Genomic DNA, 5,006 nt, shown 5'->3' on the forward strand with positions numbered 1-5,006 from the left:
GAAACTCGACCTTCACACCTTCCCCAGTACAGGAAGGCCCCCTTCCTTGCGCTAGGCGCAAGGAAGGGGGCCTTCATGTACTTCACGCGAGCAACGCCACAGGCGACGCGTAAGTGCTTAAGAGCGGGTTCGCTCTAACGACCCAAATCACTCACGACCCCCACCACGAACCGCACAGATGGGCGTGAATCGGGCATTTTGCAGCCCAGAAGTGTCTTTTGTGGATAGTCAAGGCGCGGCTGGGCTCTGTGGGCGCGGCACGAGCCCGCGCCGCGAAGCGTCTCCGCCTTGAAGCTCGCGAAGCGGACGTCGCGACCTCAAGACAGAGACTCGGGCACGCTACGTTTGCCTTACCCCTCGAATAACCGGGGCGGCGGGCCGCCAAATCATGGCGGCACACCAGGCCCTGCGGGTTACTCGGTGGAGTGGAGTTCGTTCCGGCGTTGGGATTCGTGGAGTTGGTCTTCGAGGGAGATGATGCGGCAGGCAGCGTCGACAGCCGTGCCCTGGTCGACCAGTTCCCGTACACGTGCGGCGATGCGAAGCTGGTGGCGCGAGTAGCGGCGGTGTCCGCCTGCCGAACGCTGCGGCGTGATCAGGCCTGCCTCGTCGAGGCTGCGCAGGAAGTTCTGGGTGGCACCCAGCATTTCCGCGGCCCGGCCCATCGTATAGGCGGGGTATTGGTCGTCGTCGAACTTGTCCGCCCCGCTGAAGCCGGGGGCATGGGTGTCGCGTTGGTCAGGAATCATTCCACCTCCACATCACAAGGGACCCCGGGCGCCATGTACGGCGCCCGGGGTCCCAGGGGTTGGGTTTCATCATTGTCAACCGGCCGTGAAGCCGAATTACTATATCCGCGGCGTCCGTCCGAGAGGCGGACGATGCGGAGATCGCTGATTCGTAACCGAGAACCACCTTCCAATCCGATGGGACTGCGGTACCCGCGCGGCACTACTGCCCAGCCGCCGCGGGCGATCCAATGATGTGCCCTTTCCCTTCTTTCCTGTGTTTTCCTCTTGCTGTGCACTACTTCTTGTTCTGCTACTGCCACGGTCATCACCGGCTGGAACCCTTTCACTAATCGGTCCCAGCACGCGTCACGCCGCTGGCCACTGCCCGGAGCCCTGGCTGAGATCGGCCCCGGCCACCTGACCGGTCCTGCACTAACCAACTGCGTAAAACATTTACCACTAGCTGACTTGCAACTTGATACTGCTAACTGCGTTACAAATTGCGTACTGCTAACTGCTAACTGCGTTTACTTGCGTACTGCGTTTACTGCACTTGCCTTGCTTCTCCGGTCACCAGCCGAAACCTGTTCACTGATTGGCTTCGTCCTGCCTGACCGTCTTGTCTCACCTCGCGGGTAGTTCCGTCATCTCCCGCGCCTGCTTGACGTTGTCTCTCTCGGTATGAGCAGAACACTACACGCGGCTGGGTTTGAATGTCTACCCCAGTCGCCATAGATTTGTTCCTGCCTCGGCGTTGAAGACTGCAGGGAACCGGACATCCGCAGGTCAGAGCGCAGGAACCTGCGGACGACAACACTCGAAAGGGTTGGCGGGATGACCGACTCGACCGCGCGACAGGACCCCTACGGCCTGACCGGCGTGCGCGACCACCAGGAGTACGCCCGCGTTCTCAGACAGCTGGCCGATCAGGGTCGCCGTGAACGGTGTGTCGCACTGCTCTCGGAGACCGAAGCGCACGTCGTGGCGGAAGTGCTGGGCCAGTACGCCCAGTTCGACCCCACCGGACAGCTCAATCAGCTGGCCGCCACCCTGGCCGGGCGCCTTTACAGCCGGCTGGGCGCGTAAACGCACGTCATCTCTTGCCAGGCGTCGCTCAGACTGTGCGCGCCGGGGATCCCGCAGACTCACTCAGATGACGTGGGATCCGCTCATCGGTGTGGCAGTCGCACTGGTGGCGGCGTGGCTGGTGCTGGTCGCCGCGCTGGCGGTCATCCGGCCGCGCGCCGGGCTGCTACGCGAAGCATTGCGCTTACCGCCCGACGAGTTCCGCCTGGCCGCGGACAAAGACCTGCCCCGCGGAATCCGGATCCGGCTCGGCCTCGTGCTGGCCTACCTTGCGCGGCGTCGTTCGCCGAGCGGGAATCGATGTCGTCCGTGCGCACTGGCCCAGCACCGAAGATGGCTTCGCCACCCTGACCCTGCTCTCCGGCCTCGAAGAACCAGGCGGCTGAGCAGCGTAAAGGTTCGCTGTCAGGTAGTGCGCTCTCTGCGGTTGTCCATGGCGTCCTGCCGCACTTGATCGGCGTACTCTCCGATCGCTTCCAGCTGGTCGGCGAAACCGGTGTGCTCGCGGGTGAGGTGCGCGCGGAGAGCGGCCAGCGGGGCCAAGAGGGTGGTCGCGTCGTTCTCGGCCAATGCCGCGCTGAGCCTGTCGGCGCTCTTGCGGGCCTCCGCGGTCAAGCCACCCAGCGCACCGGCCTGGCCTGCCAGCTGCCGCAGGATCGCCGAGTTCCGCCGCGCCCACTCCGCCACCGCGCGATCGCCTGCCCGCCGATCACGTTCGGCGTCGACGCGTGCCTCCCCCGTGTGCTCACCGGTATCGGACGGCCGCAACCGCAGGAATCGCCGTTCCGCCGCTTGTCTGCTGGCCACCCCCAAGGCAGGCGCGAGTGCGCCCCAGCTGGTTCCGCCGTCGCGGGCGGCCGCGATCAGTTCGGGCTCCCACGCGGCCAGTTCCTCACGCACGGATCGCAACGCGGCCAGCGCGGCCAGCACCTGCTCTGACTCCACCACGCCGGCACGAGCGGCAGCCACCACCTCGTGCACGCTCCGCACCACTTGAGTCGGTCCGATATCCATACCGTCATCCTATCGACGACTTCACTGTTGTCATCGTTTCGATGACATGGTACAAGAGTAGTGCGTGTTGACGCCACAAACCGAGAAACCAGGAGGTGGAACCCCATGTTGATGCGCACCGACCCGTTCCGTGAACTGGACCGTCTCACCCAGCACATGTTCGGCACCACGGCCCCGGGGACGTGGTCCAAACCGGCCACGATGCCGATGGACGCCTATCGCGCGGGGGACGAGTTCGTGGTCTGTTTCGATCTTCCGGGTGTCAGCGCCGACGCGATCGAACTCGACATCGAACGCAATGTCCTGACAGTCAAGGCGGAACGACGGCCGGCTCCCGGCGGGGACGTCCAGATGCAGGTATCCGAACGTCCCTTGGGGGTGTTCTCCCGGCAACTGTTCCTCGGAGACGCCCTCGACACCGACCACATCGCGGCCGGCTACGAAGCCGGAGTGCTGACCCTGCGCATCCCGATCGCCGAAAAGGCCAAGCCGCGGCGCATCGACATCGCCGGCAGTGAAACAGACCGCAAGGAGATTCAAGCCTGAGAGCCACGTCCGGTGGGGCCTGCCGCGCGGGTCCCACCGGACAGCCTTCGCAGGAAGGGCATCCTCGTTGACCGCCATGATCACCACGCCTACCCGGCACCCACTACCGGTCCTTGCCTCACTCTGGGACTACCTCGCCGAGGTCACCTCCGCCCTCGGCATCGGGCTCGAATCGTGCACCGTCGACCACGACAGCCCGGCCTCCGCCTACGTCGCCCTCGACGAGCAACTCCGCAGCCGCCCCGGCCGTGACGTCGCACTGCTCTGGGACGAGGTCCACGGCTGGGCCGCCGCGATCGAAACTCATTCCGGCGAAGATCTCATCGTCATCCGCTACCTCGGCGGGAAGACCGTCGTCCCACCTCCGGCCGAGGTCACCCGGTTCGTCACGGCCCTGCGCGACGACGACCACCGCATCGGACGCCTCACCCCGCCACACCTTCGCGGCGCGACCGGTCTCGCCGACCTCGAAGTCGTCCTCAGCCGGCGAGCGTGAGCCCGCGGGTGCGTGGATCGAGCTGACGGTTCAGCTGATGAAGCCCGCCGACTTGAGCCAGTCGCGGGCGACCGTGGCGGACTTCTGGCCGTCGACGCTGACCTTCTTGTTCAGATCCGTGAGCGTCGCGGTGTCGAGCTTCGCGGCGATCGGCGTGAAGATCTGCTCCAGCTGCGGGTATTTCTGGGCGAGCGGCGTGGCGATCGTGATGGCGGGGTTGTACGTCGGGAAGAAGTGCTTGTCGTCCTCGAGCACGGTGAGGTGCTGCGCGGCGACGCGCCCGTCGGTGGAGGCGACCGAGCCGAAGCCGCAAGGGTCTCCCTTGCCGATGCTCGGGTAGACGACGGCGTCGTTGAGCAGGTGGACCTGCGGGTCGGGAAGGGTGAACCCGTAGGTCTTCGCCAGGCCGGGGAAACCGTCGTCCCGGCTCTTGAACTCCGGGCCCATACAGGTCGAGGCCGCGGCCGGGTCCCGCTTCGCCAGTGCCGCGTAGTCGGACAACGTCTTGACGCCGGTCTGGGCCAGTGTCGCCGGGTTGCCGGCGAGGGCGTAGGTGTCGTTGGCAGGCGAGCGTGCCCACCAGGTGACGCCGTTGGCGGTGTCGGCTTGTTTGACCGCGTCGTACTGCGCCTGCGGATCGCTGATCGGCTTGGTCTGGTTGAGGTAGCTGATCCAGGCGGTGCCGGTGTATTCCCAATACAAATCGACCGCGCCGCTGGTGAGCGCCTGGCGGACGTTGCTCGAACCGGTGATGTTGGTCTTGTCCTGTGGGCTCGCCCCGGCCGCTTGCAGTGCGGCGAGGGCGATCTGGCCGAGCAGCAGCTGCTCGTCGAACTCCTTGGAGCTGACGCGGATCTGGGCACCGGTCAGCGCGTCGATCTTCTTGATGGAGCCCGCGCCCACCTGGGCGCCGGTCTCGTCCTTGCCGATCGTGCAGCCGGTCGCGAGCGCCGCTGCCGCGACGAGCGCGAGCGCGGCGGCGGTCGTGCGCTGGAGCATCCGCATGGGGTGGTCCTCCTTGAAGTCGGTCGAGCTAGGGCGTGTCTGGCAAATCTGTTCGATAGGGTTCGTGATCCAGGTGGTTCCTGGCGGCGCGGGCCCTTCGGCCTCGTACTGGGTGTACTCGGCCGAAG

6 protein-coding genes and 1 pseudogene are annotated in these 5,006 nt (G+C 65.7%); 4 read left to right on the forward strand and 3 right to left on the reverse strand.

What is annotated here, in order from left to right; all coding sequences use genetic code 11:
* Positions 1-413 precede the first annotated feature (413 nt).
* A complete protein-coding gene (locus AB0M65_RS40165; RefSeq protein ID WP_364040686.1) occupies positions 414-749 on the reverse strand; it encodes a MerR family transcriptional regulator in 336 nt (111 codons plus the stop codon).
* A gap of 816 nt (positions 750-1,565) precedes the next feature.
* Here AB0M65_RS40165 and AB0M65_RS40170 point away from each other — a divergent pair.
* Together AB0M65_RS40170 and AB0M65_RS40175 are read left to right on the forward strand one after the other, a co-directional pair.
* Positions 1,566-1,817 carry a hypothetical protein gene (locus AB0M65_RS40170; protein ID WP_364040689.1) on the forward strand — a complete coding sequence of 84 codons (252 nt, stop codon included), beginning with the start codon at positions 1,566-1,568 and terminating at the stop codon, positions 1,815-1,817.
* 67 nt (positions 1,818-1,884) lie between these two features.
* A pseudogene (locus AB0M65_RS40175) lies at positions 1,885-2,203 on the forward strand (hypothetical protein).
* 19 nt (positions 2,204-2,222) lie between these two features.
* Here the strand turns inward: AB0M65_RS40175 and AB0M65_RS40180 are convergent.
* Positions 2,223-2,831 carry an HSP18 transcriptional regulator gene (locus AB0M65_RS40180; protein ID WP_364040692.1) on the reverse strand — a complete coding sequence of 203 codons (609 nt, stop codon included), beginning with the start codon at positions 2,829-2,831 and terminating at the stop codon, positions 2,223-2,225.
* 105 nt (positions 2,832-2,936) lie between these two features.
* Between AB0M65_RS40180 and AB0M65_RS40185 the strand changes: the two genes are divergently transcribed.
* On the forward strand, positions 2,937-3,377 hold the full coding sequence (locus tag AB0M65_RS40185; RefSeq protein ID WP_364040695.1) for an Hsp20/alpha crystallin family protein: 441 nt from the start codon (positions 2,937-2,939) through the stop codon (positions 3,375-3,377).
* Positions 3,378-3,453: 76 nt separating this feature from the next.
* The gene (locus tag AB0M65_RS40190; RefSeq protein WP_364040698.1) at positions 3,454-3,873 is read left to right on the forward strand and encodes a DUF6292 family protein; all 420 of its coding nucleotides are present in this window, start codon (positions 3,454-3,456) and stop codon (positions 3,871-3,873) included.
* A gap of 30 nt (positions 3,874-3,903) precedes the next feature.
* On the opposite strand, the gene AB0M65_RS40195 is transcribed toward AB0M65_RS40190, so the two are convergent.
* Complete coding sequence (locus AB0M65_RS40195) at positions 3,904-4,878, reverse strand: glycine betaine ABC transporter substrate-binding protein (RefSeq protein WP_364040701.1); 975 nt, start codon at positions 4,876-4,878, stop codon at positions 3,904-3,906.
* Positions 4,879-5,006: the final 128 nt, after the last annotated feature.

Origin of the sequence: Amycolatopsis sp. NPDC051071 (genome assembly GCF_040682875.1) — a bacterium.
Classification (GTDB): Bacteria; Actinomycetota; Actinomycetes; order Mycobacteriales; family Pseudonocardiaceae; genus Amycolatopsis.